The organism is Vibrio sp. 99-8-1 (assembly GCF_013114595.1).
Classification (GTDB): domain Bacteria; phylum Pseudomonadota; class Gammaproteobacteria; order Enterobacterales; family Vibrionaceae; genus Vibrio.
In genome coordinates this window covers 95447-120054 of sequence record NZ_VTXE01000008.1, presented here as the reverse complement: position 1 = coordinate 120054, position 24608 = coordinate 95447, and the positions used below count along the sequence as shown (strand labels likewise).

The 24608-nt window shown below is 42.2% G+C and carries 23 protein-coding genes and 1 riboswitch; of the genes, 15 read left to right on the top strand and 8 right to left on the bottom strand.

Features of this window, described 5'->3' with window-relative positions:
• Positions 1–57 precede the first annotated feature (57 nt).
• Together F0227_RS06110 and F0227_RS06105 are read left to right on the top strand one after the other, a co-directional pair.
• Positions 58–1170 (top strand): alkene reductase, encoded by a 1113-nt coding sequence (locus F0227_RS06110; protein ID WP_171752296.1) that lies wholly within the window; start codon positions 58–60, stop codon positions 1168–1170.
• A 99-nt stretch (positions 1171–1269) separates the two neighbouring features.
• Positions 1270–1692 (top strand): VOC family protein, encoded by a 423-nt coding sequence (locus F0227_RS06105; RefSeq protein ID WP_171752295.1) that lies wholly within the window; start codon positions 1270–1272, stop codon positions 1690–1692.
• A 292-nt stretch (positions 1693–1984) separates the two neighbouring features.
• On the opposite strand, the gene F0227_RS06100 is transcribed toward F0227_RS06105, so the two are convergent.
• Complete coding sequence (locus tag F0227_RS06100) at positions 1985–3805, bottom strand: Na/Pi cotransporter family protein (protein ID WP_253822047.1); 1821 nt, start codon at positions 3803–3805, stop codon at positions 1985–1987.
• Between the two features lie 248 nt (positions 3806–4053).
• Between F0227_RS06100 and F0227_RS06095 the strand changes: the two genes are divergently transcribed.
• On the top strand, positions 4054–4674 hold the full coding sequence (locus tag F0227_RS06095; RefSeq protein WP_171752294.1) for a LysE family translocator: 621 nt from the start codon (positions 4054–4056) through the stop codon (positions 4672–4674).
• Between the two features lie 296 nt (positions 4675–4970).
• On the opposite strand, the gene F0227_RS06090 is transcribed toward F0227_RS06095, so the two are convergent.
• The 3 genes from F0227_RS06090 to F0227_RS06080 form a co-directional block, all read right to left on the bottom strand.
• Positions 4971–5282, bottom strand: coding sequence for an AzlD domain-containing protein (locus F0227_RS06090; RefSeq protein WP_171752293.1), 312 nt, complete (start codon positions 5280–5282; stop codon positions 4971–4973).
• A complete protein-coding gene (locus tag F0227_RS06085) occupies positions 5279–5989 on the bottom strand; it encodes an AzlC family ABC transporter permease (RefSeq protein ID WP_345775796.1) in 711 nt (236 codons plus the stop codon). Before F0227_RS06085 ends, F0227_RS06090 begins: the two co-directional genes overlap by 4 nt.
• A 134-nt stretch (positions 5990–6123) precedes the next feature.
• A complete protein-coding gene (locus F0227_RS06080) occupies positions 6124–6957 on the bottom strand; it encodes an AraC family transcriptional regulator (RefSeq protein ID WP_171752291.1) in 834 nt (277 codons plus the stop codon).
• 186 nt (positions 6958–7143) lie between these two features.
• Between F0227_RS06080 and F0227_RS06075 the strand changes: the two genes are divergently transcribed.
• The gene (locus tag F0227_RS06075) at positions 7144–9129 is read left to right on the top strand and encodes a U32 family peptidase (protein WP_171752290.1); all 1986 of its coding nucleotides are present in this window, start codon (positions 7144–7146) and stop codon (positions 9127–9129) included.
• 134 nt (positions 9130–9263) lie between these two features.
• On the top strand, positions 9264–9524 hold the full coding sequence (locus F0227_RS06070) for a hypothetical protein (RefSeq protein WP_171752289.1): 261 nt from the start codon (positions 9264–9266) through the stop codon (positions 9522–9524).
• Positions 9525–9580: 56 nt separating this feature from the next.
• Here the strand turns inward: F0227_RS06070 and F0227_RS06065 are convergent, their stop codons facing one another.
• Positions 9581–10576 (bottom strand): Gfo/Idh/MocA family oxidoreductase, encoded by a 996-nt coding sequence (locus tag F0227_RS06065; RefSeq protein WP_171752331.1) that lies wholly within the window; start codon positions 10574–10576, stop codon positions 9581–9583.
• 377 nt (positions 10577–10953) lie between these two features.
• Here F0227_RS06065 and fusA point away from each other — a divergent pair, with 377 nt between their 5' ends.
• A complete protein-coding gene (gene fusA, locus F0227_RS06060; protein WP_171752288.1) occupies positions 10954–12969 on the top strand; it encodes an elongation factor G in 2016 nt (671 codons plus the stop codon).
• A gap of 125 nt (positions 12970–13094) precedes the next feature.
• Positions 13095–13778, top strand: coding sequence for a DNA-3-methyladenine glycosylase I (locus F0227_RS06055; protein ID WP_171752330.1), 684 nt, complete (start codon positions 13095–13097; stop codon positions 13776–13778).
• A gap of 119 nt (positions 13779–13897) precedes the next feature.
• Here the strand turns inward: F0227_RS06055 and F0227_RS06050 are convergent, their stop codons facing one another.
• The gene (locus F0227_RS06050) at positions 13898–15115 is read right to left on the bottom strand and encodes an aromatic amino acid transport family protein (RefSeq protein ID WP_171752287.1); all 1218 of its coding nucleotides are present in this window, start codon (positions 15113–15115) and stop codon (positions 13898–13900) included.
• A 747-nt stretch (positions 15116–15862) separates the two neighbouring features.
• Positions 15863–15965, top strand: a riboswitch (Fluoride riboswitch).
• A 119-nt stretch (positions 15966–16084) separates the two neighbouring features.
• Here F0227_RS06050 and F0227_RS06045 point away from each other — a divergent pair.
• The 4 genes from F0227_RS06045 (at position 16085) to F0227_RS06030 (ending at position 18524) form a co-directional block, all read left to right on the top strand.
• A complete protein-coding gene (locus F0227_RS06045; protein WP_171752286.1) occupies positions 16085–16777 on the top strand; it encodes an iron-sulfur cluster assembly scaffold protein in 693 nt (230 codons plus the stop codon).
• 17 nt (positions 16778–16794) lie between these two features.
• Positions 16795–17793, top strand: a complete 999-nt coding sequence (locus tag F0227_RS06040; protein WP_171752285.1) for a GGGtGRT protein — start codon at positions 16795–16797, stop codon at positions 17791–17793.
• 57 nt (positions 17794–17850) lie between these two features.
• Positions 17851–18192, top strand: coding sequence for a hypothetical protein (locus F0227_RS06035; RefSeq protein WP_171752284.1), 342 nt, complete (start codon positions 17851–17853; stop codon positions 18190–18192).
• 107 nt (positions 18193–18299) lie between these two features.
• Positions 18300–18524 carry a hypothetical protein gene (locus tag F0227_RS06030; protein ID WP_171752197.1) on the top strand — a complete coding sequence of 75 codons (225 nt, stop codon included), beginning with the start codon at positions 18300–18302 and terminating at the stop codon, positions 18522–18524.
• Between the two features lie 279 nt (positions 18525–18803).
• Here F0227_RS06030 and F0227_RS06025 read toward each other — a convergent pair whose 3' ends face one another.
• Together F0227_RS06025 and F0227_RS06020 are read right to left on the bottom strand one after the other, a co-directional pair.
• Positions 18804–20138 (bottom strand): ATP-binding protein, encoded by a 1335-nt coding sequence (locus F0227_RS06025; protein WP_171752283.1) that lies wholly within the window; start codon positions 20136–20138, stop codon positions 18804–18806.
• Between the two features lie 246 nt (positions 20139–20384).
• Positions 20385–21104, bottom strand: a complete 720-nt coding sequence (locus F0227_RS06020; RefSeq protein ID WP_171752282.1) for a WYL domain-containing protein — start codon at positions 21102–21104, stop codon at positions 20385–20387.
• 102 nt (positions 21105–21206) lie between these two features.
• Between F0227_RS06020 and F0227_RS06015 the strand changes: the two genes are divergently transcribed.
• From F0227_RS06015 to F0227_RS06000, 4 genes are all read left to right on the top strand, one after another.
• Entirely contained in the window at positions 21207–22151 is a 945-nt protein-coding gene (locus tag F0227_RS06015; protein WP_171752281.1) for an alpha/beta hydrolase, read from the top strand.
• Between the two features lie 123 nt (positions 22152–22274).
• The gene (locus F0227_RS06010) at positions 22275–22985 is read left to right on the top strand and encodes a hypothetical protein (RefSeq protein ID WP_171752280.1); all 711 of its coding nucleotides are present in this window, start codon (positions 22275–22277) and stop codon (positions 22983–22985) included.
• A gap of 20 nt (positions 22986–23005) precedes the next feature.
• Complete coding sequence (locus F0227_RS06005) at positions 23006–23860, top strand: AraC family transcriptional regulator (RefSeq protein WP_253822046.1); 855 nt, start codon at positions 23006–23008, stop codon at positions 23858–23860.
• Between the two features lie 48 nt (positions 23861–23908).
• Positions 23909–24547, top strand: coding sequence for a LysE family translocator (locus tag F0227_RS06000; RefSeq protein ID WP_171752279.1), 639 nt, complete (start codon positions 23909–23911; stop codon positions 24545–24547).
• Positions 24548–24608 lie beyond the last annotated feature (61 nt).

Below are 24608 nucleotides of genomic sequence, written 5' to 3'. Positions count from 1 at the left end.
TAAGTAATTGGTTAAGCCTTCTAATCTGAGTGTACTTTATACATATTAGGAGGCGTGATGCTTTTCTCTAACTTCAAATTAGGTGATACCGAGCTTACTAACCGTATGGCTATGGCTCCGATGACCCGTTCCCGCGCAGGTCTGGATGGTTCTCTGAATGAACATATCGTTAAATATTATGAGCAGCGTGCCACAGCGGGCCTCATTATTACAGAAGGTGCGCCTGTATCTACCGTAGGTCGTGGTTATTCTTTTACTCCGGGTATTTACAACCAAGAGCAAATTGACGGCTGGAAGAAGGTGACTGATGCAGTACATGCCGAGGGCGGTAAAATCTTCATTCAGCTATGGCACGTTGGTCGTGTCACTCATCCTAGTATTACCGGTGGTGAGCAACCCGTTGCGCCTTCTGCTGTAAAAGGTATCAACAAAGGCTTTGGCCCTCTACCTGAAGGTGGTTACGGGTTCGTTGATCAGGAAGTGCCGCGTGCGATGACCAAAGAAGATATTGCCCAAACTCAGAGGGATTTTGTTCAGGCGGCAAAAAATGCGATGGAAGCGGGTTTTGACGGCGTTGAAATCCACTCTGCAAACACCTACCTGTTTGAGCAGTTTATGTTACAAAGTGCTAACCAGCGTAACGATGAATACGGTGGTAGTCAGGAAAACCGTGTACGTTTTCTAGTAGAGACGGTTTCTGCAGTTTCTGATGCTATCGGTGCTGAGAAAGTAGGTTTCCGTTTGTCTCCTTATCTGGTAATCGATGATCCGGATGTGGATCCGGAGATGCCATCACTGGCGCTAAAAGCGATTAAAGCGCTAGCGCACCTGAAACTCGCGTATGTGCATTTCTCTGAGAACGTTGCGACATGGCGTCCGGTTCCGTCTTCATTTCGCCGTCAGGTTCGTGAAATCTGGAAGAACCCTATTATTGTTGCTGGCCGTCACACCAAAGAGACAGCACAGGATATGCTGGATCTTGGCTATGCCGATCTGGTTGCCTTTGGTGAATACTACATCTCTAACCCTGACCTAGTGTACCGTTTTAAAGAAGGCTTGCCTCTTAACGAGAATGACCGCTCAACCTACTACGGCGGTGCAGGCAAAGGCCTGACGGATTACCCGATTGTTGATCCGGAAGTTAAGCATCTGTTGGTAGCATCAGAATAACCCTACTTATCTATCCAAGGCGAGCGACTAGCTCGCCTTTTCTGCCTATATGGCAGGTATCACTAAAACATAAGAATCATAATTAAGTCGGAGAAAACTATGTCAACTTCATCGCCATTTAAAATGCTCAAACCTTATGCCGTGACGTTATCGGTTGAGGATTTTAAGGGATTGATTCGCTGGTACTGTGACAAGCTTGATTTCACCTTGATAAAGGAAAAACATTACCCGGAATTTGGTACTTCATTGGTACTGCTTGAATTGAATGGTTATCACGTTGAGCTCATCAAAGATGCAGAATCGGTTGCCGGACCGAAGAAAGATATCCCACCGGCCCACACTCGTTTTCAAGGCTTCACCCAATTTTCATTGATTACCAATGACATTGCTGAGGTGCGGGAAACCTTGGTGGCGCGCAATATCCCATTAACTTGGGAATTTGCCAATGAAGAACTTGGGTTGTCGTTTATCTTTATTCAGGACCCCGAAGGTAACCTGATCCAATTTATGCAAAAGCTGTAAGGAGCATTCATCCTGGCTTAAGAACATTCAGCAGTTGGCTGAATGAAACTAAATGGGCAGGGTGAAACGAACACCGTCTCTATGCTGTTCGCTACAAGCTGTTTTTGCCGTTAACAGGTGAAGAAACTTATCGGCCTAAAATGTTACTGGCACGCATGGATATAGTGAGGTGACGCTACTTGTACGATCAGGTTGCGTCATGATTTGGAAACCAACAGGTTGAATCCAGGTTAACTCAATTAAGGCCAGTATTTGTTAATACAGTGTTTAATCACATCAGCAAGTGAGAGAGTCAGCTCTTTGTTTTTGGTATAACAGACTGTTTTCTCAATTGTAATTTCGCGATACGTTTACTGAGTGTGTATATGCTTTTAAGAGAGTCGACCCACTCCATTTCGTAGCGGAACAGTTGTAGTCTGTTTGGATCAGGATCTACCAGCCGTTCTGCCTGATGTTCCAAAACCGTCTCAAGTAGAGAATTGAGTTCCCTCTTGGCGTTTAATACCTGTTTAGCTAAAGCGTCATCACCCCGACGGGTCGCATTAACGCAGTCCAACATAGATTGATTCACTTTATCTTGTGTGGCGTCAAGAGTCGCTCTCATTTTGGAGCTAATAACGACATTGTCGTTTAGGGCTTTGTAAGCCAAAGGCACCATCACATCCACCACCAGATCCGCGACACTTTCTAACTGATCAGTGATACTGATCAGCTTGATTTGGTGACTGCTTTGTTGATCTGATAAAGGCTCCATTCGCAATCGGCCTAGATAGGACAATATGTGGCCATGAAGTCGATCTACTTCGTCTTCGATGGACTCAATTTTATTAAGTTGTTCACGTATTGCCTGCTTTTCTGCTTCATTACTGACTTTATAGGCGAACGGCGGCAACATATTCATCATATTACACACCCTTCGTCCCACCCGAGCGATTTCTAATTGAGCTTGTTCTAGCGCAATATCGGGCGTGGCGAGAAAAGCATTTCCCAAATATTTTGGTTTGATTTTCTTGCTACTGGATTTAGCTGTCGTTTTCGGTTGATGGGGTAAAATTTTGCGAACAAACCAGACGAAGGTGCCGGCAAATGGCACCATGATAATGGTATTGGCAATATTAAACAGTGTATTGGCATTGGCTATTTGGCGAGGGAGTTCTGCCGCTAGGCGGTCGACGCCAACTAAATGTTCATGACTCGGTGATATACCGACACTAATCTGGCTGAGTATCCCAATCAAAGGCAGCCAGATCACTACGCCTAATACATTAAACAGAATATGAACCGCTGCAGTTTGCATGGCTTCTCGGGTTTTGCCTATGGCTGCTAGCAAAGCGGTCACGCAGGTTCCAATATTGGCACCCATTGCTAAAGCAATCCCTGTTTCCAACGAAATAAACCCTTGCCCTGCGAGGACAATAACAATACCCGTTGTGGCCGATGAAGATTGCACCAGTGCAGTAAATGCCGCCGCAAGTAGGATAGCTAAGAAAATATTATCCATATGCGCCATTGCATCGATAAATGGCTGATAACTGCGCAGTGGAGACATGGCTTCACTCATCAGGTTCATGCCCAGAAAGATGAGCCCTAAACCGAATAGCATATTGCCGTAATGTTTATTGGTTTCGCTCTTTGAGGTGAAGTGAATCATGAAGCCAATAGCAACCATTGCTAATGCAGCTTTGGTTACTTTAAATGCAATAATTTGTGCGGTAACCGTGGTGCCGATATTGGCACCCATGATGACGCCAACGGCCTGAGTGAGTGTCATCAAGCCTGCTGAAATAAAACCAACCAAAAGTACGGTGGTTACCGATGACGATTGAATGACTGCGGTAATGCCTGTCCCTGTTAAAACCCCTGCAAATCGATTGGAGGTCAGTTTTGCCAGTAAAGTCTTCATTCTATCGCCTGCCGCTCGCTTTAAAGCGTTTGACATCTTTTCCATACCATAAAGAAAGAGCGCTAGACCACCTAATAATCCTACGGTCATTGGCAAATAATTCATTTCAGATGAGCCGGTTTCAGCCATTACTGGTAGGGGGAAAAAACAGACAAGAATAATAGCGATACGATGAAGAAATAGAGTTGAGGAGAAGGAAAACAATTGCATATGCACCACCAGAACTATTTTTATTATTTATATATTTAAGCGTAGTCATTACTAATCGACATCCCAAATAGCGGTGGAAAAAAGTGTAGGAGTCGTCATCAATTATCAGTAAAGAGGAACATTGATAATTGTTGAATACGTCATCACTGAAATAAATATGATATAGCGCACACATATCTTGACTTCATATAGCGATATGTGCGATTTATAGTCGGTTTTCTAATCTCGTTTTAAAGGACTGAATCTCAATGAACCTCGCTCTGTTAAGCGTATTTATCCCTACTTTTTTCTTTGTTTCGATTACACCGGGAATGTGTATGACACTGGCGCTTTCTATGGGCATGAGTATTGGTTACAAACGAACCTTGTGGATGATGGCGGGCGAGGTGGTCGGTGTCGCTTTGGTGGCAATTTCTGCAGTGGTTGGTATTGCAACGGTAATGTTGAACTACCCATGGTTATTTGTTGGTTTTAAAACCATTGGGGCGGGTTACCTGTTTTATTTAGGGGTGCAGATGTGGTGCTCCAGAGGGAAACTTGCGATCAGTAGTGATAACGCTGATGTTGAAGTGGGGAAAAACTGGGATTTGGTGGCGCAGGGATTTATTACTGCCATCGCTAACCCAAAAGGGTGGGCATTTATGATCTCCTTACTTCCTCCTTTTATTGATCATACCAAGCCGTTAACAATGCAACTGATACTTCTGGTTTCTATTATTATGCTTTCGGAGTTTCTTTGTATGACCTTATATGCCACTGGAGGTAAAGGTCTTAAACGCGTGCTTGGTCATTCGAAAAATGTTCGATTTATGAATCGTATTTCCGGAACGTTAATGATGGGCGTAGGTGTCTGGTTATTTATGACCTGATTTTTATACATTTTTTGCTAGACATGCATCTCCTATAGAATTACAATGTATATACATTGTAATTCTATAGGAAGTTAATATGAAACCTGAAATGATTGAACATCGCTCTATCGGATTTATTGAGCGTATTTGTCTGTTGTCTATCACGGTTGTTGTCTCGGTATTTACCTTTGCCTAACCGTTGATTCAAACATACGTTTTTGCCTCTCTCGTGATAATAAAGAGAATGGCGCTCACTGAGCAATAAGCCGCATTAGTACTCGTTACTGGCGGCTTGCTTTTTTTCTGCCTTATGATCATATAACCAGCTTCAGTAAAAGAAATGCCGCCATACTAACGGTTGCGGTAATCAGGATATTTTTGCTTGTCCACGCCAACAGAGCCGCGAGTAGTGCAGCGATGAAATAGGGGTTGTTAATACCTGTATTTAGCTGACCTTCTGGTAGAAAAACAATCGGAGCCCAAATAGCGGTCAAAACCGCAGGACTTGAATATCGGAGTATTCGTTGAGCTGTGGTGTTTAATCTCAAGGGTATTGCGGGTTCCAAAAATAGGTAGCGGCTAAGAAAAACGATTAAAGTCATGGCTAAAATTGACAGCAAGATCATGATACTCCCTCCGACTTGGTATTGGCTATTTCACAGAAATAACCGGCAAACATACCCAGAATGGAAGCGATCATTAATGATCCTTCAATTTGATAGGCACTTGTGACTACAGAGGCGGTAAGAGAGACCACAACCGATGCGACGATCGGCTTGTTCGTCATGGATGGTACCACTAAGGCAATAAATGTTGCGGCAACCGCGAAATCCAGCCCTAATTCCGCTAGGGAAGGGAGGTAACTTCCCGCCACAATGCCTGCAAACGTCGCCAAGTTCCAAATAAGGTAGAACGCTCCCCCAGCACCCAGAGCAAACCAGCGATTAAACTCACTATTGGATTGGTTTGCACAAACAGCAAAGAGCTCATCGGTTAACCAATATCCCAGAATAAATCGCCAGCGAAAAGGAAGAGGGCTGATTTTCTCTCGCAGAGTCACACTGTATAACAGGTGTCGTGAGGTGATGAAAAAAGTGGTAAGCAGCAATGTGCCTAAGCCGACACCCGCTTTAAACATTCCAATCGCCACCAGTTGAGCAGACCCTGCAAATAATATGGCTGACATTGCTTGCGCCTCCATAATGGATAGGCCCGCTTCAATGGCAAATGAACCCGCAAGTACCCCCCAAGGGAGCACGGCGATACAGAGTGGAAGAACCGCCATGGCTCCTTTTATGAGTTGCTGCTTGTGCTGCAATTGGCTGCAATCGATAGATTCAGTAGTCACATTCTCTCCTGTTGTCATCTGGATATTGAGGTCAGTTTGAGTATAAAGGGAGATGTAACGCGTATATTGTACGAGGTTGCGCCCTGTTTTTATCAAGGCGAGATGAATGGGGTAGGTGGTTAACGCATCTTTAAATATTGGCCGGGGGTGTAACCCATGGCACGTTTGAAATGACGATGAAAATGACTCTGATCGTGAAAGCCGCTTTGTTGTGCTGCATCGGAAATCGAGTGTCCTTGCTTTAACAGCGTCCTTGCCAAGCGTAATCGCGCTTGAATTTGGTATGCGTGCGGTGGTAAGCCATAGGTTTTTTGAAAGGAGCGAACCATATGATATGGGCTGATCCCGGATAACTTCGCTAAGTCTTCCAATGAGACATCCGTTTGAGGAAAGTCATCTAAGAACTCTTTAACTAAACTTAGCTGCTTTTGTGGCGTTGCTATGCTGGTTTGAGAAAGGTGAGATTTAGCATGTTTGGCTATCAGTTTTACTAAGGTGCCATACACCAACGTCTCTCTTAACAGTGGGTTGGTGGAGTGCTCTAGAATATTGAACACCAGCCGTAACTGACCTGCCAGTTCAGGGTCATTAACCACGGGTTGCATAAAGTAGGGAGCACCATAGTTGGGCAAGCCAAGCTCATTGGTAATGTTTTCGAACTGTTCTGGCAACGGATACATGGCTTTGTATTGCCAACCCCCTTCGTGTGCAGAGTGGCCACTGTGAACTTGGTCGGCATTAACCAAAATAATGGTGTCTTTTGGGGCGATGTGGTGGCCGCCAGTTCGATAGAAACGTTGAGCTCCTTGCTCTATCACCCCAATGGTATAGCCTTCATGGCTGTGACGTGAAAAATTCTGCTTATCATATTTTGCATCGAGGATCTCTAACCCTCCGAGCTCTTGCGCGACATGGAATTTAGCTTGTTCGATGCTGTTTTTCTTTTCGGTCATCTTTCGCCATTTCGCTTATTGATTCAATTTCCACTAGGTCACTTGAGTATATAATGAATATTAAAAACATGTTTTGTACAAAATTGCTTTTTATCTGTCAGTAAAAAGAAAAATTAGCGAGAAAAACGTGCTAGTAAGCAGTAGAATACGCGCCTGAAAATGAATTAGACAAATATTGAGATAGTCGTGGATAAAAGCCAATTTGAGTTGTTAGCCCCAGGTGGTGACATTGAGTCAATAAAAGCCGCTATTGTTGCGGGTGCAGATGCCATCTATTGTGGGTTGGATAGATTTAATGCTCGTAACCGTGCAGAGAACCTAACTTTCGACAACCTGAATGATGTTGTCGAGGTTGCTCATCAGCACGACTGTAAAATATTTGTCACTTTAAATGTGATCATTTTAGAAAATGAAATACCTGCGGTTACTCGCTTATTGCGAGAGCTGGTGAACACCAAAATAGATGGTGTTATTGTTCAGGATTTCGGCCTTGCTTATATCCTTAAACATCATTTTCCACAATTGGATGTTCATGCTTCAACTCAGCTTAATACCCATAATGAAGGGCAGATTCTACTGCTTAACCAGCTTGGTGTTAGCCGGGTAAACTTGTCTCGCGAACTTAATATTAATGAAATTAAACGCTTGGCTCAGTTTGGCTTAAAGCATGATGTTCTGATGGAAGTCTTTGTTCACGGTTCATACTGTATTGGTTTCTCTGGATTATGCTATATAAGCTCTGTGCGTAATGGTGCATCAGGAAACCGCGGACGTTGCAGTCAACCTTGCCGAGATCAATACCAAACCACGGAAGCGGGTAGTGATTTTCCGCTTAATATGAAAGACAACTCCGCGTTTGGGGATCTGGAAGCACTGGCTGACGCAGGCGTCTATTCATTGAAAGTGGAAGGCAGAATTAAGAAGTCCCACTATGTGTATACGGTCGTGGATAATTGGCGAAAACAGATCGACGCTTACTGCAATGGCGATGAAATGCTTACCGATATGAGTGAGCTGTATACGGTGTTTAATCGGGATTTTTCCAATGGTTATCTAAAAGCGGATATCCATCAGAATATGTTTATTGATAACCCAAGAGACTATTCAGCCAAACATTTTAGCAAAGTGTATGCCTGCTCAACACCAGAGAGCCAGCAGCAAGTTAAGCAGCGACTCTACGATAAGAAAACCGCCATTATTCGCAATGTCGAGTCTAAAACCAAGCACTTACTCCCTGAACCAATGAGTCAGGCGGTGACCAGCTTAAAATCAGGTGGCGTGATAGATGCTCCTGCATTGGCAGAGCATTCACCGCGAAATGAACCGAGCAACATTACCGTGCTGATATCATCACCAGAGCAGATCTCTCAGCATAGCGATGGCAAAACCGCGGTCTATTATGAGTTGCCAAGTTCAATGGAAAAAACGTTAGACGAAGTGGTGGCACTCTTTCAGCAGCACTCATTTTTGATCCCTTGGTTCCCATCAATATTGATAGACAAAGAGTACGACACCGCACTGTCGTTTATAGAGCAAGTTAAACCTGAGTGGTTAGTGGCGAACAATAGTGGCATTGGTTACATCGCCAAACAGCAAGGTATAAAATGGATTGCTGGGCCGCAAATGAACATTACTAACTCGTTTGCTATTCAGTGCTTAATCGAAGAGTTCAACTGCTCAGGTGCGTTTATTTCTAATGAATTAAGCAAGCTTCAGATGCGGAAAATTGTGCGCCCTGAGGGTTTCAAGTTACTGCACAGTATTTATCACCCAATTACATTACTTACTAGCCGTCAGTGCTTATTTCAGCAAAGTATGGGGTGTAAGAAAATGCGCATCAATAAGGGCTGTTTGCCACGATGCCAAAAACACACGTCTATTATTAATCTGCAAGACAACCCGTATATAGTGGATAAGCAAAAAGGTCATTACAACAGTTTGTATGGTGAGTACCACTATATGAACATGGATGTGATAAATGATCTGTCGACGCTTTATAGCGACTATCTACTGGATCTTCGCCAAATTGACACCATGACCAAACGCAACTTAACAGAGCAGCAGCTGGTGGAACAATTTATTTTAGCCAGTGGAGGCGATCCTGATGCGGTCGCTGGATTAGCGAAGAGTGTCGCGCCGACCGTGAAGAATCAGTATAAAAAAGGTTTATGATGATCTAGTCAAAATCTGACATTTGCTAGAATCTTCTGACAAATTTTTAACCGACGATGACAAGCGCTGAACAGAGCGAATAGCTGATTATTGTACATTGATTACCTCGTTACGAGTTAAGTAGGGAATCAATGATGTCAATAAATACAAAATACCGAGTGAGTGCAACAGGGCTACCAGTATTGTCTATTCAGTCGGGCAAACAGTTGATTAATGAAGTTGCTGAAAAATCAGCGCTGACCAATACAACTAAGAGCGAACCACAAGGTGTCGTTGTTTACTTAGCGAACCCGAAGAAAGCACCGTCAAAGATGGTGACTTATCAGCTCAATCAAAATGAACTTACTCAAACTCGCCACTACGATAAAGGAACTCTGTTAAACGCAGTGGCGTAGTATTGTAACGGTACGAGATATACCGAATGACCGCTCTTTGCTAGAGCAAAGGCATATTAATTGTTTTGCATGTCATCGGCAGGGAAAACTACCCCAGTCTGTTTCCTGATCTCAGTAATGACCTCAGACACTTCTAGTGAACGCTGAACATAAGCTTGGTTCATTTCACCCTCTTCAATCTGTTTTGCAAACGCCACTGCTTCATAACTCATGGAGTTTTCATCTTGAGTAAGGTTAATAGATTTGGCTTTACCATTTCTTAGTTTTACAGTGAAGCCACTGCATTCGGAAAAATGATCCAACAGAATCACGCCGCTCTCACCTTGGATTTCGCTAGGTACGTATCCGTCAGAGACCTTGGAGTGCTGAATGGAAACAATAAAATTTGGATACGCTAGAGTAGCGAATCCGTACGCATCAACCCCGGACGGTAATAACTTAGCACTGGCTTGTACGTGATCAGGTTTACCGAAAAGAGAGACAGCAAATGCAATACAGTAATATCCAATATCCATCACTGAGCCATTGGAGAAGGCAGGATTAAAGGTATTTGGATTTTCGCCATTGAGGTATTTTTGATAGCGAGAGGAGTATTGACAATAACTTAGACTGACACAGTTTAACTTGCCGACGCTGCCTAAATTGCGCTTTAACTCTTCAAAGTTAGGTAAAAACTCAGTTTTGAATGCTTCAAAGAGAATGACACCTTTTTCTTCTGCCAAAGCGTACATTTTTTGTGCTTCAGCGTAGTTGGATGAAATAGGCTTTTCACAAATAACATTTTTGCCATGAGTCATCATTAAACATGCTTGTTCACAGTGAAGACTATTTGGAGAGGCAATATAAACCGCATCGATATGCTCATCTTGGGCCATCGCTTGTAAGTCATCATAATAGTGACAATTGATGGTCTGCAGTGGGGTAGCAAAGTTTTCTGCTGAGTCAATCGAGCGTGAAAAAATGGCGCTTAATTGGAATTCTCCTGTGCCGACGGCGGCTTCAACAAACTTCTCTGTAATCCAATTTGTACCAATAACGGCTAGATTGATCATAACTGCATCTCCTTGATTGATTTTTTCTGAGTTCAACACTACACCATAACGACACGCTTTTACCAACAAGTTTTTGTTATTGAGTAACTTAAATGTTGCTTCATCGGATGGGCATTGCGGTTTATTTTTGCTGTTATTTTTGTAATCCATATCCAGTTTTTAATGTTCTATTTACAGGAATGCTACAGCTATGAAATAAATCACATTATTTATGTGCATTTAGGTGCAATCTGTATTCGTTATTAAAAGTTGATGGAGTAACTTTGCATATATCTATCCGAAAAATGACGTGGAAGACGAGTAGGCGGTTAAGTCCGCCTACTCTGAAGATGTTTTGAATTTGAACCATCATTTCCAGTAATTTTTAGGAGCCTTATATGCCAAATAAAATCCGCAATATTGCCTTCATTGGTCAAAGTGGTACCGGCAAAACCAGTCTTATTGAACGTTTACTGTTTGAATCAAAAACAACATCTCATCTTGGCAGTGTTGATAAAGGAGACACTGTTACCGATTTTGATGAGCAATCCATTCATTATCATCACAGTATCGAAGCGACTCCAGTTGCACTTAGCTGGAATAAACACCGCATGAACCTTATTGATACTCCAGGACAAACGGAACTGCTTGGACGGACGATGAGCATTTTTCCCGCGGTAGAAGCAACGGCATTAGTGGTGGATGCGAATACCCCAATCAGCCAAGTGTCAGATCGTCTGTTTTCCTTTGCCAAACAGCAGAAGAAATGCCAGATGATTGTGGTAAATAAGATCGACTTAAACCCTAAGAAAATAATTGAACTGATGTCGGTGATTAACGAGCATTTTGGAGATGCTTGTTTACCAATAAACCTTCCTGCTCAGGATGGTGACTCAGTGATTGATTGTTTTTTTACCCCAGAATATGACCAACAGACACTGTTTAATGATGTGAGTCGCGCACATGAAGCTTTAGTTGATCAAGTGATTGAAGTCGACGAACAGTTAATGGAGATTTATCTGGAACAAGGTTCGGAACTGACGCCAAACCAACTTCATGATCCCTTTGAAGAAGCACTCCGGACCGAGCATATTGTCCCTATCTGTTTTGTCTCATCCGAGACGGGAGCCGGTATTCCACTGCTGCTAAAAACCTTGGCAGAAATTATGCCTATGCCCTATGAGGGGAACCCTCCATTGCTGGAAAAACAGGGCAAATTGATTCCAGTAGATTGTGATACCTTGGAACATACCGTCGCGCATGTATACAAAGTTAGTATTGACCCATACATGGGTAAGCTGGCGTACATCAGAGTGTTCCAAGGCGAGATCAATGCTGGCAGCCAACTGTATGTCGGTGAGAGTAATAAAGCCTTTAAAGTGGGACATTTGTATCAGCTGCAAGGGAAAAAACGTATTGAAATTAACCGAGCGATTGCGGGTGATCTATGCGTACTGGCCAAAGTGGATGACCTGTTCTTTGACTCTGTTATTCATGATTCTCATGATGAAGACGATGTAAAAATGAGAACGCTCTCTTTTGCCGAGTCTATGTACAGTCAGGTGGTGAAGCCAATTAAAAGAGGGGATGAACAAAAACTGTCTGAGGTGCTGCACCGTATTGTGGCCGAAGACCCTTCATTGCGTATTGAACATAGAACTCGTACTAATGAGACCCTACTAAGTGGCCAAGGAGAGTTTCATTTAAAAATGGCACTAGAGAAAATGGAGTCGATCTACAAGCTAGTGGTCGAAACGTCACAACCTAGTGTCGAGTATTACGAGACCATTACTCAACCAGCAGAGGGGCGTTATCGTCATAAGAAACAGAGTGGCGGAGCCGGTCAGTTTGGTGAAGTACAGCTAAGGGTACAGCCTCTAGAACGAGGAACTGGTTTCAAGTTTGTGAATAAAGTGGTGGGGGGCGCTATCCCTACCGCGTTAATTCCAGCAGTTGAAAAAGGTATTCGTCAAGCATTAGACGAAGGCGCAATTTCTGGAAACCCGTTGCGTGATATCGAAGTAACGGTTTACGATGGCAAGTTCCACTCTGTTGATTCTAAGGAAATCGCGTTTGTTATTGCGGGCAAAAAAGCTTTCCTAGATGCGGTTAATAATGCCGACCCAATCGTGTTAGAACCGATAGTGCAGATAAACCTTCATATTCCTATTCAATCGGTGGGTGACGTATCCGGTGATTTATCTGCTAACAGAGGGTTAATCGAAGGTACAGAGACTCAACCCAATAGCTTTGCTTTATTAAAAGCGAAGTCTCCAATTAATGAGTTACAAGACTACTCTCGTCGATTGCGAGCATTAACAGGAGGTGAAGGTAGCTTCAGCATGACATTAAGTCATTATGAGCCAGCCCCAGCAGCGATACAAAAAGAGGTATGTAAAGCATCGGTAGATTAGCTTTAGTGAGTCAATGAATAGGGCGTGACTTGTTAAAAGTCGCGCCCTATTAGTTTAAGATGGTTGAGTTTAATGACAAAAACCGCAGAGTTAACCGATTAATACTGAGGAAAAAACAGAACATGATGGAAAAATTTGACGTTATTTATGCCAGAGCAGCGGAACGAAAAGGTGGCGAGGTTCGTCTTGAGGAGTTGGTTAGCCAGCCGTTATCTGCTGCTGATGTCGCCGCAATCAGTAATGACCGATGGTTATCTGCATTCTCGATGAAGGTTTTTCAATGCGGAATTTCTTGGGATGTGGTGCGTAAAAAGTGGCCAAATTTTGAAGAGTTGTTTTTTCAATTTAGAGTAGAACCTTTATTGATGCTTTCTCAAGAGCAGTGGGAAGCAAAAGCACAAGACAAAGCCATTATTCGGCATTTAACTAAGGTGATGTCGATTGCCGATAACGCGCATATGATTCACTCTGCCTCTATTGAGCATGGTTCATTTGGTCATATGGTTGCTCAGTGGCCGGCTGACGACGTGATTGGCTTATGGGAATACCTAAAGAAGAATGGAAAACGCTTGGGTGGTAACACGGGGCCATACGCATTACGACAGCTTGGCGTTGATACCTTTATTCTTTCTTCGGATGTTGAGTCCTATCTTCGAAACTACGACATTATTGATTCAGGGCGAGGAAGCAAAAGAGCGTTAAAAGCTGCCAACACGGCGTTTCTTAAATGGCAGCAAGAATCACAACGCAGTTTAAGTGAAATAAGCCAGATTATTGCCTACAGCGGTGGGGATAATCGTGTGTTGTAGGCTTTGTATATTTTAAGCATGGTATCTAGTAAACATCGTGTAGTGTAAAAATGCCACTAAACAAAGGTTTAGTGGCATTTTTGATATGCTTTACTGGCTAACAGTCACTCTTTATGAAACTAGCCTAGAGAGGGGAGGTAGCCGAACGTAATCATAAATTGCGCACAGACAATTAATACACCACAACCTGCGACTACGGCCAATGTTAACTGGCCACCTTTAACTTGATAAAGGTCATCAACCTGCTCTGTTTTAAATGCATCAGAACGAGATTTCTTGATCATGGCAACAGGTAAAAATATCGCTAATATTGCCAATGCGATGGCAGCATAGCCCAGCGCCATAATGAAACCTTGCGGATAAAATAGCGCAAAACACATTGGAGGGAAGAAAGTAACAACAGCAGAAAGTATGCGGCTGTTTTTACCGTTACCTTTATTAAGTGTGTCACCAAGGAACTCAAATAACCCTAAGCTCACTCCTAAAAATGAGGTCAGTAATGCTAAATCAGCAAAAAGGCCGATGATTTGACTGAGTTGACTGAAGTGAACTTTCTCTCCAAGTGCCGCAATTAAGTTGCTCAATCCACTATTTTCAGACAGCTCTTGTTGGCTAACAACACCTAAAGTAACCACTTGCCAAAATAGGTATATGACCAGCGGAATCGCAGAACCAATAACGATGGCCTTTTTAAGAGAGCGCGTATCGCCATCTAAGTAGTTCACGATAGCCGGAATGCTGCCATGAAAGCCGAATGAGGTAAAAATAACCGGGATAGATGCCACAATCAGCCCTTGCTGAATAGGCATATTTAACAGATAAGACTCAGTTACATTAGGCGCAAGGAAAAACAGCACAACAGCCATTGTGATTAACTTGGTGATGAACAGCAGTCTGTTTAAATGGTCTACGGTACGTGTACCGATAGTAACCACAAGAGCCACAATAACGGTGAATATTACCGTCGCCATCGAGCCACTTATCTCAGCTCCGGTTAATTGAGTAATGCGTTGACCAAATTGAGATCCTCCACCTGCAATATAGGCGGCGCAAAGAGCATAAAATAGGAACAACATAGAGAAGCTTGCTATCCATTTACCTTTATCACCAAGAAACTGTTTAGCTAACGTATGTAATGTGGCGTTTGCTGGTGCATGTTGGTGTAGTTCCAGCATGAGAAGAGCGGTATAGGTCATCAATGCCCATAACAAAGCCATAATGGCAAGAGAAGTAAAAAAGCCAATACCTGCAGAGGCGAGAGGCAAGGCAAGCATGCCTGCACCTATCGTGGTACCAGCAACGATCAAAGTACTACCGAAAACTTTGGAGTTAGTCATTGTATAAATTCTTTTACAGTCAAATGTGTGTTAATAGCTTGTTACGCTGAGCTACAGGTTGTTTATAGTCATATCTAGTGGTGAGTCTGGATTCTGTAGTATTTATACTCGGTGATCAAGTGTAAGTGTAAAATAAATTATTACTGGTGTAATTTATTATTTACAGTATGGGTGGTAGTAAATATTTTTCTCTATAATTGACAGGGCGTTGTCGTTTAATTAACGCAATAAATGGTATTAATTTTGTGACAACTTATTGTGACAACAAGGGAGTTGATGCGTGAAGCCTGTTGTTTGTGAATATATCTGCTGAAAATTTAGACTGGTAAAGTCGCGAGGAAAAACTATAATGTGATCTGTGTCAGATATATCTCCCTATGCACGCTAGAGTTGTACCAGTTTTGATCAGTCAGTACTCGGTAGGGTAATGAGAAATAGCGAAAGCTAATTCGAGTGGATTAAAAGGATGTTAAGCCTTACAAAAAAGGTTTTCGTGCATAAAGTGAAATTTGTTGAATATCTGTAGTAAACAACATCCTAGGAAAGAAATAACGATGATGAAACAATTATTAGTAAAATATGAACCAGCAATATTCTTAACCATAGTCACTCTATTAGTGATGCTATCATGGCGAATAATCTGGTAGATATTTGTTTTATAGAGACCGCCCCAGAGGCGGTTTTTTAATGCAGAAAAGATCAGTGATTATTTCAACAACCTTTACAGGCCAACGTATAGGTGTATACTAATTGACCGGAGATGATGTTCCTCCTTGCTATTTGGTGACTGCCTAGTTACCTCATTAAACAGTAGCAAAACCGCCTTTGAGCTGATGACGTCTGGTAATACACACAACAGTATTTAGGGTTTTCCCCTAGGCTGGTGTATTGGCAGATTGTTGTTGATATAGCCTCACCCTACTTACTGTTGCTTTACATAATATTATTTAATAGTGATATAGGTAAGCAATGCAATATTCTTCAGAAATTCAAACTATGTGCCCGATAAGTCGGGGTCCAAAACACAACTCCTCACCCATCCCTGTAGAGGGCCAATGGATCTCACCGAAAGAGGTCATTGCTCTATCTGGTGTTAGTCATGGTGTTGGAGCATGCGCCCCGCAACAAGGTGCATCCAAACTAACCTTAAACGTTAAAAACGGTGTAATAGAAGAGGCGCTAATAGAAACTATTGGTTGCTCTGGAATGACTCACTCTGCAGCAATGGCAGCAGAAATTCTTACAGGTAAGACAATTCTTGAAGCAATGAATACTGACCTAGTCTGTGATGCTATAAATGTTGCCATGCGCGAGATTTTTCTACAGTTTGCCTATGGAAGAACTCAAACCGCTTTCTCTGAAGCAGGACTGCCGATAGGCGCAGGGCTAGAAGACTTAGGCAAAGGGTTAAGGAGCTCTATAGGTACTCATTACGGAACGAAACTCAAAGGCCCTAGATATCTGGAGATGGCAGAAGGATATGTTAAGCGGTTAGCCTTAGACGAAAATGATGAAATTATAGGGTATGAATATGTCAATTTAGGAAAAATGATGGATGCTCTTAACGACGGCATTGATGCAAACGAAGCGCTGCAATTAGCTTCTGGTACGTATGGCCGCTTTGATGAAAGTGTTCAGACTATAAACCCCCGCCATCAATAATTAGGAGTAACCAGCTTATGCCATTATTTGAAAATTACGACAGAAGGGCGGATAAAATTCAACATGTTTTGTCTGCATATGATTTTACGACTCTTGAACAGGCAGAACTCTTTTGCCTTGCCAATAATGTTAATCCAAGAGACATAGTAAAAGAGACCCAACGCATCGCATTTGACAATGCACAATGGGCTTACACGTTAGGTGCTGCAATAGCACTTAAACAGCAAGCCAAAAGTGCATGTGAGGCCGCAGATTATATTGGTGAAGGGCTACAAGCATTTTGTATTCCGGGCTCTGTAGCGGAAGTGAGAAAAGTCGGTTTAGGGCATGGTCATCTTGCTTCTAGATTGCTAAACGAAAAAACCAACTGCTTTTGTTTTCTCGCGGGTCATGAATCATTTGCAGCAGCAGAAGGTGCAATAAAAATTGCTCTGAATGCAAATAAAGTTAGAGCCGAGCCTCTCAACGTTATTCTAAATGGATTAGGTAAAGATGCTGCCTATCTTATATCCCGTATTAACGGATTTACCTATGTAGAAACTAAATTCGACTACCAAAATGACACTCTTCATGAAGTAGCTAGAAGACCTTTTTCGAAAGGGGAGCGAAGCAATATCCTCTGCTATGGCGCAGATGATGTGAGAGAAGGCGTTGCTATTATGCATGCTGAGCAAGTTGATGTATCGATAACGGGCAATTCAACCAATCCTACGCGCTTTCAACATCCTGTTGCGGGCACTTATAAAAAAGAGTGTTTAGAGAACGGCAAACACTATTTCTCGGTTGCTTCTGGAGGTGGTACTGGACGGACTCTTCATCCAGATAATGTCGCAGCTGGTCCTGCTTCTTATGGTATGACTGACACCATGGGAAGAATGCACTGTGATGCTCAATTTGCAGGCTCCTCATCTGTCCCTGCCCATGTGGAAATGATGGGATTAATCGGTATGGGCAACAACCCAATGGTTGGAGCAACCGTTGCAATAGCCGTTGCGATTGAACAGTCACATTCGTGATTTTGTAAATGGAGCATAACGTCAGCCAAAGCTATATATCAAAAAGGAAATAGTATTTTGTTTTTCCATGAGCATTTACCAGAAGCGTTTGATGATTTTCTAATTTATAACAGAGAGTATTTTGAGATGCCGCAAGAGCAAGCTTTTAGTGTCTCTATTATCTATAGCCATAACGGAGAAGAACATTGTTGGAAAAAAGTTTGGTATTTGCCCAAGCTGGAAATACGGTTGATGGAAGTTGAGCTGGGCGAACGACCAGAGGAAACTATTGCAGATATGGCAAAGGAACAGATACATAACTTCAAGAAAGACATTAGCCATTATCTACATCATATGAATTATGAAATGGTTTCTGTGGCTGGTGGATTAGTTCTACAAGAGAAGATTCATGCTAAATAGCCTTATTAGGCAGGCGTCAATCAAGATAAATTAACTAAATTCGTTAACTGGAGAAGTGGTGATGCACTTATTTACTTTAGTTAGCTTGTTTTACAGGAATTAACATAATGAAAAATAACACAATACATTACCAAGGTGAATCAAACGGTGTCCATAGTTGGAGCTCAGCAAAAGGGGCAAGTTACTACTGGCATCAGTCATGGTTACATATTGCTGAAGATGAAATGGGCGTAAACGCGCATAGTGATCTTGCACTCAATGACAATCACGGCCTGACACTAGATGATGTGGCTGAGAAAGTGGCTGATTATGCGGAACAGAAAGAAAAATAGTGCGGTACTGATTGATAAACCGCTTCAAGGGCAAGCCATTGCGCTTTCGTGGTGCTGAATAGCTAGTGTAGTCCTATAACAAACCCTGTTCCGCTGTTTGTATGAACAGATGCTGGGCTTTTATATAGAACAAAAATCTGGTCAGAAGGAATTTAAGAAGCTTTATCTTTTTAAAAGGATGCTCTGGCAGGACAGAGGTGTGACAAAAGGTTCGGCATATAGGTTAACGGTATCGCACCGAATAGTATTATAGTGTTTGGTGCGATACTCAGTGGGAGGTTAAAGGGCGGGAGGATACTCTTTGATGAATTCGTCCAAGGTATCAAGTGATACGCCTTTGTGTTCGATTGAATAGCCTTTAAGCTTTAGTTTGCCAATCGCGAATGCGACTTTAGTCAACAGCGCTTGCTCATCATAGCTTTTCTGTTGCCGCTTTGATTCGATGAACACTGCCTTTTTGTTTGTATCGTTGATTGCAACAATATCGATTTCGTTGGTGCCTTTTCTATCCCAGAAGCAGCCAATTCGATTAAATAGCATTGACTCAATAAGAATCTCGCGTAGTAAATTTTCAAGCTCTATACCTGAATAGGTTGTGTAATCTCTGGCTATAATGTCTTTGATGTATTTGAAGTTGCCAATCTCAGTAGCGCTACGGTTTTTGTAAATGAATCGGAACCAGAACCTTAGGAATGGATCTTTTATTTCATAACGAATGGTTTTAGTGTTTGCGCCAGCATCCATTGAGATGACCTTGTTTATGATCTCAAAGCTCTCCGTTAGTTTGGGGAAAGCTTCATTTATCTGGTATCCAAGGTAGTCAATGATTTTGGGCTTTGAATTATACCCTGATGCGATTGCTCCCAGTATGTCGAAGTAGGTGCGGTGTTCATCGCCAAAGTCTTCGACTAAACGGTGGTAGCCTTCTTTAATTAAGGGTGAACCATCTTTTATTAATGTGTTTATAACGTCTTCTTTGGCATCGATAATCCATTCCATGTATTTTGGTATACCCCCACTTAAACACCACCATAGTAAATAATCTTCAGGGGTGTAGGCACCATTATCAAGCATGATATTTTTGATATATGACGGGGTTAGCGGCTTGATGTGGTAGTAATGATCGTGGCGGTTAAAAAGCGGTTCGTCTTTGTCTTTAAATATTTTCGTCATTAAATTGTATAGTGAGCCGCAAACGACAAGGTGCATCATTGATTTGTTCTTGTAGCTATCCCAAAGGTTTTGAAGATCCGAGTAAAAGCTTGGATTTACTTTTTCGATGTCTTGGAATTCATCGATAACAACTGTGATAGAGTTGCTTGTCGAGTAATCCAGCAAGAATTCGATAATGTCTTTTAGTGATTTGGGGCTAAAGAATTTTGCATTTAATTCGGACTTGATGATTGATAAGAATTCATCGACAAGTGCTTTTTCAGATTTTCTGCTGACGAACAGGTATAGGTAAACATGTTCACTACTGCTGAATGCTTCTTGTATTAGGCGTGTTTTGCCTACCCTACGCCTTCCTACAACAACGTCAAAAACGCCAGTTGTGGCTGAATTTGGTTTTCTTAGACTAGTTAGTTGTGATTCTCTGTTGTAAAACTTTTTCATCGTATACCTGTCATTATCGAACTAAAAACTATGATACTGATCAGTGCGATACTGTCAAGTTCGATAGCCTTTCATACCTAAAGTTCTTAACGTTGATAACTCCCCACAATTTACTGAAATCATAAAAAAACTTCTGTCATAAAGGAAAGCGTCGCTCTCATATGATTTATTGAGTTGTAGTGTCAAATAGATGTTGATTCAGAGCGAATTTGTTTGGTTTAGCTTTATTGGTCTAATCAATGAAAATCAGCGGGCTAGATTGCGAACGGGCGAGACATGGTCTTCAAACGGTACATGTCGTCGCAAAAACGTTTTCCCTTTAATCAGTTCAGGTTGGCTAATTCGATCCATTCTAAAATGGCGAAAGTCTTCACGTGTTGGATCCCAAGCAACCAAATACCATAAGGGTGGCAAAATGAGCATCGCTTGTGGCTCAACAACTCGGCTGGTCATCGTTCCATTAGCGTCACAGTATTGAAATTGCAAATACTGTTGTTGTAGAAATGCGGCTTCGAAAGAAGGCAGTAGTGCGCTGTCCATCTCTGCCATATCCGTTATGTTCACTTGTTCTGCTAGCTTTCCCACATATAAGCAACTTAACAGGCGGCGTAGGTCGTGAAGTTTGTCTGATGGCAAAGCTTTTTCTATTTTACTCAGTGCAGTATCTGCAAGTCCGGAAAATGGAATATTGCCTATGGTATACATGGATGACACGCTGATGAGCAGGGCAAAAACCTCTGCTACTGAGAGTTTAACTGTAGTTTGAACAGAGCGTGGATCGAGCTGCAAACCTCCTCCTCTGCCTGGTTCGGAATGAATCACATAACCCTCATCACGAAGTGAATTAATGTCACGTAATATCGTTCGTCTGGATGCGCCTATCTCTTGCGCGAGGTTGGCGATGGTGGAAGTACCATTGCGGCGAAGGTGTCGCACTATGGCGTCTTGTCGTAAGCGAATATTCATCTTGTCAGATTATCCCTCAATGGTGCCAATATTTGTCACTATTACGATATATAAATAATCCGTTGATGTCAGTAAATGCTAAACATATACAGGAGAAATATAATGTTTGATCTAGCGGATTTTTCAAAACCTAGCCTAATTTCAGTTAATGGTGTGACACTTGAAGTGTTTGAAGCCGGTCTGTCGAATATCGGTAAACCGATAGTGCTTTGCCATGGCTGGCCAGAGCACGCTTTTTCATGGCGTTATCAAATCCCAGCTCTCGTCGAAGCGGGCTACCATGTTATCGTTCCAAACCAGCGAGGTTATGGTCACTCATCTTGTCCGTCAGAAGTAACGGATTACGATATTAAGCATTTGTCAGGAGACCTTGTTGCTCTTCTTGATCACTATGGATACAAAGATGCCATTTTTGTTGGCCATGATTGGGGCGCGATGGTGGTTTGGGGATTGGCTTTGTTGCATCCTAACCGTGTTAATAAGGTGATCAATTTAAGCTTGCCCTACCAAGAGCGTGGGGAGACACCTTGGATAGAACTGATGCAGCAGTTCCTTGGTGATGACTACTATTTTGTTCATTTCAATCGACAGTTTGGCGTAGCTGATGCGGTACTAGAACAACACGCTTGTCAGTTTCTTCGTAATTTGTATAGGAAAAATAAGCCTGTTAGTGCGCCGGAACTCGGCATGGAGATGATCAATCTTGCGAGAGCGGAAAAGCCGATAGGTGAACCTCTTATGAGTGACGAAGAGTTGGCTGTTTTTGTGGCTGCGTTTGAATCAACAGGGTTCACAGCGAGTATCAATTGGTATCGAAATCTCGATAGAAACTGGCATTTATTAGCGGATGTGGATCCTGTTATTCGGCACCCTTCTCTTATGATCTACGGTGATCAAGATGTCATTCCTCAGTTTGAAAACTTACAGCAGTTCGTACCTAATGTGGACGTCGTTAATTTAGATTGTGGGCATTGGATACAGCAAGAAAAGCCGCAACAAGTAAATGAAATTATCATAAATTGGTTAGCTCGACGCAGTGGGGAATAAGTTCAACGGTTGAAGCTTTAGCACTTGCCACATCTGCGCTGGAAAGCTATTTAATTGGTTGATAAAGCCTTTGCATGTTACTGTTTTATCTTAAAACAAAACAGTTTTTGGTGAAGTGTCATAGTGTTAACCAGTATCCGAAATTTAAACCTACCTTATGATGAAGAACGTTACATCAACGAGCTTTGTCATAAGCTTCAGTCGCTTGTGGGAGATAATCTTGTCGGTGTGTATCTGCTAGGTTCAGCTAGCCAGTCTTGCTATGTAAAAGGCGAGAGTGATCTTGATATTCAAATGGTTGTTGCTCAAGAGTTAACGGAACAGAATAAGATCGATGTGTCGCAAGTATTACGCCATGATAACTTCCCATGCCCTGCAACAAAGTTAGAGTTTGTAACCTATACAAAGTATGGGCTTTCTTCTCCCGAGCTGCTGCAATATTCAATTAATCTCAATACGGGTAAAACCATAGCTGATTATGTTTCATTTGATTACACCAGTGATCCTCGCCATTGGTTTGTGTTGGATATTGCGATGGCCGAGAAGTATGGCATCAATTTAGTTGGGCAACCTTTCTCTGCTGTTTTTCCAAACATTGATCAGAATTTGCTATTGGATGTTATGCAGGAATGCTTAAATTGGTTTGTTAGCTACTTCCCCGGCGAAGCGTGTTATCACTGTGCTTGCCGTATTTTGTACTATTTAGAAAAGGGTGAGCTGGTAAGTAAACGAGATGCGTTAGATTACATAAAGTCGAGTGAAAAACTGATCGCTATTGAACAGCAACAGCTAGTAGATTGGGTTTTGGTTAGACTCAAAACCTATGTAAGATAAAACATGGATGAGTTGTCAAAATGGAATTTGATAGAATGACTGGTACTGTTCGTAACATTAATCAACGATTTTTCAGTAGTAAAACTAACCCGCATTTGACTATTCGCACGACAAGCTCAAGCCTACAGAGTTATAAGGCTCACAGCCACTCAGAGTTATCTATTGGTATCTTATTGTCGGGGTCGACTTGCTTATCTTTGCCGACAGGTCAAACTGTTTTACAAGCAGGTGATGCCGTTATTATTGAACCGAATATGGTTCATGCTTGTAATCCTATAGCAGAGACTCCCCGTAGCTACTATATGCTTTATGTTGAGAATGAGTGGTGTTGCAATGTGCTCTCTGCATTGTATGGCTATAAAGTGACTCAACTTACCTGTGATCATAAACATTTGTCCTGCAGTGACGTTACTTCAGACTTAACAGATTCGGTTTGCTCACTGCTAGAGAATGAGTCTAAACAGTCTGCTCTTGAGATCGATAATCATCTGTTTTATTTATTGAGCCATTATTGTTCACCGAGTTATCCGCTAAAAAGTGATGACCTGTTGGCGGTAAATGTGAGAGAACGATTGCTAGAGGATATTAGTTACTCCCTATCTCTTGATGCTATTTCTCAACAACTAGGTAGACCTACAGAATCGTTAATCCGGGCTTTTAAACGTCGGTTTGGGATAACACCAAAATCGTTCTTAAACAATCATCGTGTTGAAAAAGCAAAGGTGTTGTTAAAATGTGGAATGAATATTGTCGATGTTGCTGCTGAAGTTGGTTTTTCGGATCAGAGTCAGCTACATCGAGTATTTGTGAGCTATACAGCTTCAACGCCTAGACAGTATCAACAGGGAGCGTCAATTTTCGACAATAATTGCTAGGCTGAAAACCCTATAGTTTGACATCATTTTTACTATAGGTGCTGTCTTATGTTCTTCTCAACTTTTCTTCCCGCTGCATTTCCCGCTTTAGCTATTGCCCATTTCGCTGCTCTTTTGAGTCCGGGACAGGATTTTTTTCTGATTGTGGCGCACGCTCTTCGTCATAAATTGCGCGGAAGTCAATATATTTGTCTTGGTGTTGCACTGGGAAATGCTGTTTATATTGCGGTTGCTATCGTTGGATGGACCAGTATTCGGGATAACACTATGCTCTTTTCGCTGGTAGAAGTATTGGGTGCTAGCTATCTTATGTGGCTGGGGATAGGGCTACTGAAAAGTAAAAACCATGGTGTTGCTCTTGAAGCTGACAACACAGAAGCCCCTTCGGTAATGAGACAACTGGTGCTTGGTATCAGTTCGGCGATATTAAACCCTAAGAATGCCTTGTTTTATATGAGCTTGATGACGGTTATTTTAGGGAGTGACGTTACGTTTGCGCAGCAGGTTATTTGTGGTGTGTGGATGTTTTTTGCTGTTCTATTTTGGGATTTATTAATTGCGATAGTCATTGGCTGGCCAATGGTACAGAAAACGTTAAAGCAGAGTGTACATATTATTGAGAGGGGAGCAGGGTGTATTCTCATCGCATTTAGTATGTTCCTATTTATCGATTATCTTCCTGTTTAATTGTTGTCATTAATTTTCTGGGTCAATATTTCTGTTGGAATTTGGTGCTATTTGGGTATAA

What these genes read in the sequence shown, in the direction of transcription:
- F0227_RS06110 (WP_171752296.1), top strand. Translation starts at nt 58, where the DNA reads ATGCTTTTCTCTAACTTCAAATTAGGTGATACCGAGCTTACTAACCGT.
- F0227_RS06105 (WP_171752295.1), top strand. Translation starts at nt 1,270, where the DNA reads ATGTCAACTTCATCGCCATTTAAAATGCTCAAACCTTATGCCGTGACG.
- F0227_RS06100 (WP_253822047.1), bottom strand. Translation starts at nt 3,805, where the DNA reads ATGCAATTGTTTTCCTTCTCCTCAACTCTATTTCTTCATCGTATCGCT.
- F0227_RS06095 (WP_171752294.1), top strand. Translation starts at nt 4,054, where the DNA reads ATGAACCTCGCTCTGTTAAGCGTATTTATCCCTACTTTTTTCTTTGTT.
- F0227_RS06090 (WP_171752293.1), bottom strand. Translation starts at nt 5,282, where the DNA reads ATGATCTTGCTGTCAATTTTAGCCATGACTTTAATCGTTTTTCTTAGC.
- F0227_RS06080 (WP_171752291.1), bottom strand. Translation starts at nt 6,957, where the DNA reads ATGACCGAAAAGAAAAACAGCATCGAACAAGCTAAATTCCATGTCGCG.
- F0227_RS06070 (WP_171752289.1), top strand. Translation starts at nt 9,264, where the DNA reads ATGTCAATAAATACAAAATACCGAGTGAGTGCAACAGGGCTACCAGTA.
- F0227_RS06065 (WP_171752331.1), bottom strand. Translation starts at nt 10,576, where the DNA reads ATGATCAATCTAGCCGTTATTGGTACAAATTGGATTACAGAGAAGTTT.
- fusA (WP_171752288.1), top strand. Translation starts at nt 10,954, where the DNA reads ATGCCAAATAAAATCCGCAATATTGCCTTCATTGGTCAAAGTGGTACC.
- F0227_RS06055 (WP_171752330.1), top strand. Translation starts at nt 13,095, where the DNA reads ATGGAAAAATTTGACGTTATTTATGCCAGAGCAGCGGAACGAAAAGGT.
- F0227_RS06050 (WP_171752287.1), bottom strand. Translation starts at nt 15,115, where the DNA reads ATGACTAACTCCAAAGTTTTCGGTAGTACTTTGATCGTTGCTGGTACC.
- F0227_RS06045 (WP_171752286.1), top strand. Translation starts at nt 16,085, where the DNA reads ATGCAATATTCTTCAGAAATTCAAACTATGTGCCCGATAAGTCGGGGT.
- F0227_RS06040 (WP_171752285.1), top strand. Translation starts at nt 16,795, where the DNA reads ATGCCATTATTTGAAAATTACGACAGAAGGGCGGATAAAATTCAACAT.
- F0227_RS06030 (WP_171752197.1), top strand. Translation starts at nt 18,300, where the DNA reads ATGAAAAATAACACAATACATTACCAAGGTGAATCAAACGGTGTCCAT.
- F0227_RS06025 (WP_171752283.1), bottom strand. Translation starts at nt 20,138, where the DNA reads ATGAAAAAGTTTTACAACAGAGAATCACAACTAACTAGTCTAAGAAAA.
- F0227_RS06020 (WP_171752282.1), bottom strand. Translation starts at nt 21,104, where the DNA reads ATGAATATTCGCTTACGACAAGACGCCATAGTGCGACACCTTCGCCGC.
- F0227_RS06015 (WP_171752281.1), top strand. Translation starts at nt 21,207, where the DNA reads ATGTTTGATCTAGCGGATTTTTCAAAACCTAGCCTAATTTCAGTTAAT.
- F0227_RS06005 (WP_253822046.1), top strand. Translation starts at nt 23,006, where the DNA reads ATGGAATTTGATAGAATGACTGGTACTGTTCGTAACATTAATCAACGA.
- F0227_RS06000 (WP_171752279.1), top strand. Translation starts at nt 23,909, where the DNA reads ATGTTCTTCTCAACTTTTCTTCCCGCTGCATTTCCCGCTTTAGCTATT.